Origin of the sequence: Endozoicomonas sp., from assembly GCF_031844845.1 — a bacterium.
Lineage (GTDB): Bacteria > Pseudomonadota > Gammaproteobacteria > Pseudomonadales > Endozoicomonadaceae > Endozoicomonas.
In genome coordinates, this window is the sequence record NZ_JAVRMB020000115.1 from 1 (window position 1) to 2713 (window position 2713).

At 48.8% G+C, this 2713-nt stretch carries 3 protein-coding genes; 1 reads left to right on the forward strand and 2 read right to left on the reverse strand.

The features are described 5' to 3' along the window. Positions 1-331 precede the first annotated feature (331 nt). Complete coding sequence (locus RM811_RS05505; RefSeq protein ID WP_402521608.1) at positions 332-1015, forward strand: MliC family protein; 684 nt, start codon at positions 332-334, stop codon at positions 1013-1015. A gap of 71 nt (positions 1016-1086) precedes the next feature. Here the strand turns inward: RM811_RS05505 and RM811_RS05510 are convergent, their stop codons facing one another. Together RM811_RS05510 and RM811_RS05515 are read right to left on the reverse strand one after the other, a co-directional pair. Further along, positions 1087-2265 (reverse strand): cation:proton antiporter, encoded by a 1179-nt coding sequence (locus tag RM811_RS05510; protein WP_402521611.1) that lies wholly within the window; start codon positions 2263-2265, stop codon positions 1087-1089. Positions 2266-2312: 47 nt separating this feature from the next. After that, positions 2313-2438 carry a hypothetical protein gene (locus tag RM811_RS05515; RefSeq protein WP_402521613.1) on the reverse strand — a complete coding sequence of 42 codons (126 nt, stop codon included), beginning with the start codon at positions 2436-2438 and terminating at the stop codon, positions 2313-2315. Between the last annotated feature and the right edge of the window lie 275 nt (positions 2439-2713).

Here is a 2713-nt window from a genome sequence, read left to right on the forward strand (position 1 = left end):
CGCTCTGCCAGCTGGCTATCCCTGCCTGGTGGATTCCGTACAATCCCTGTACGGAATGACAGTGGAGAAATATCTACCCACTCATTTTTCAAAAGAGCCAGAATTTTCCTATTTAGGATGTTATTTAATTACAAATCCTAAGCGATCTCACTTTTTGGCGTTAGCCAAAATCTGAAGTATCAAGACAGACCTTTGCCTGATATCAATAGGAGCCCTATTATTCGGAGAGTTACACCCTGCCATTGTTGGTGCTACAAATTACTTACCATGGAGTCTGTTAAGCATGAGTTGTTTCTTCGGAAGCGCAAAGTTTACAGCAGGTATAACAGTGTTGAGTGCGGTAGTCCTGACAGGCTGTACTGCCTTGTCAGAAAAGCAGTCGGGGAAAAAAGGGGCAGCAGATAAACCCGCTATTTCTTCAGAAGAGAGGCACCCGGCGGTGACTCTGGCCTATGACTGTGAAAATGGCTTTCACTTTACCACCAGTGTTGAGGGTGATCCTGAAGGAGTAAGTGCCCGGGTGTTTCTACCGGGTGAAACGGTCAGGCTACCGGTAGTGGTCTCTGCATCTGGCGCCAGATTCAGTAATGGCAAGGTCACTTACTGGAGTTCAAAAGATGAAGCTCTGCTGGCGTATAACGGCAAAGCGTATAAACAATGCCGGGTGAACCGAAAGCAAACCATCTGGGAAGCTGCAAAGCTCCGGGGTGTGGATTTCAGGGCGGTTGGCAATGAGCCAGGCTGGACTCTGGAGATCAGAAACAGCGAACAGATTGTGTTTATCACGAACTATGGTGAGGACCGTTACACTTTTCCAGCGGCAGAGCCCGTCAGCAATGCAGTAACACGCACCACAGAATACAAAGCCAGTGCTGGTGGTCATGCTCTAACCATTATCCTCGAAGGGAAACCATGTGATGACACCATGGTTGATGAATCCTATCCCATCACAGCGACTATTCAGTTTGATGGCAGGCGTTACCGGGGGTGTGGAATGCCACTGCATTTTCCGTAGTCCGTGGTCCATGGTCCGAAAAAGCCGGACCCGCTTGCGCTTTTTCGGACCACGGATAGCGGACAACGGCCTTAATCACTTCTCAACTCTTTACTGGGTGAAATTGGCGTCGGCAGTCGAAATACCACCAGGTAGGTGGAAACGATAAATGTGAGGATGGCCGCGCCTTCAATCAGCAGTGCCGTTTCCTGATGGATTCGTCCGGCAGTCAGGGCACCATAGGCTAGAAGCAGAGAAAACTCACTGCTCTGGCCCAGGCGTAATCCCATCTCTCCGGCATTGTCGTTACGCTCTCCTGCCAGGTGTTTCAAAAGGTATTTGAATAGCAAGGGTTTGGTGATTAATACGATGGCTGACGTTAATAGAATAGCTAGTAACAGATGGCCTTTCAGGATCGGATCAAACTGAGCGCCCACTGAGAAGAAGAACAGAATCAGGAAAAACTCCCGGAGCGGTTTCAGCCCTTCTGCGATAATCAGTGAAATAGGTGAAGTGGCTATGCTGACACCGGCAATAAAGGCACCAATTTCATGGGATAAGCCAAAGGATTCTGCCAGCTGGGCAGCCGTCAGACACCAGCCAAGGGACACCAGAAAAATATATTCAGGAATAATGTCAAACCGGGTCATCAGGGGCAGCAGAACATAACGGACAAAACACCAGGCACCAAGAACAAATACACAGGTTTTCAGTGGTAGCAGCAGTGCATCAATATGAGCACCACTCTTATTGCTGCTGTAGAGAACCAGGATGGTCAGGATGGCAAGAATATCCTCAAAGAGCAGAATGCTGATCATCACCTCACCGGTTCTTTTATGATGCAGCGTCGTTGTGGGGATCAGCTTGAGGCTGAGGACAGTGCTGGAAAATGCCAGGGCCAGACCTGCAATGACGGCTTCAATCTGAGGGAAGTCAAAAAGTAATACCAGCACTGCCCAGATCATAACGCTGGTTACACTCAGGCAGATAAAGGTAACCAATGCCGTCTGTTTCAGTTGTCTGAGCAGGTTTCTGGGATGAAGATGCAAGCCAAGCAGGAACATCAAAAAGATAATGCCCATGGTAGAAATGGCATCAATATGACCGTCATTTACTACAATACTGATGCCATAAGGGCCAACCAGCATACCCAGACAGATATAGGCCAGGATGATGGGCTGTTTTAACCAGACAAACAGCGTACCCAGTAATGAAGCACCACCAAAAATAACAGCCATTTCCAGAACAAGATGTTCAAATGGTCCATGCACAACAGAAGCCTTATAATTAAAGCAACAGGACTGTTCAGGATAGTTGATCAAGTGAAGAGTGATTCAGAACATTCATGGCTGTAGGCATCGGGTGCAATTAACAGTGTCCAGAAGGGAGGGGCGAAATGGTTATAGCTATTAGGGTAGTGGTATTGCAGGAAATACTCGTGCATCGTCATTCCTGCGAAGGAGCTTGTCGCAAAAGGTCTTAAATGGCAATTTATACCACTGTCGCCTTTCCCGCGAAGGCGGGTGTTGCAAAAGGTCTTAAATGCCGATTTATACTACTGCCGTCTTTCCCGCGAAGGAGGGTGTCGCAAAAGGGCAAAACACCCCCCCGACCGTCATCGTCGCGAAGGCGGTTGTCGCAAAACCCTCCTCGCTCCCACGCTTTTAGGCCCTGTGGGTCCTGCGTGGTAGCGCCAGGACCCAACCACAGACACGATTC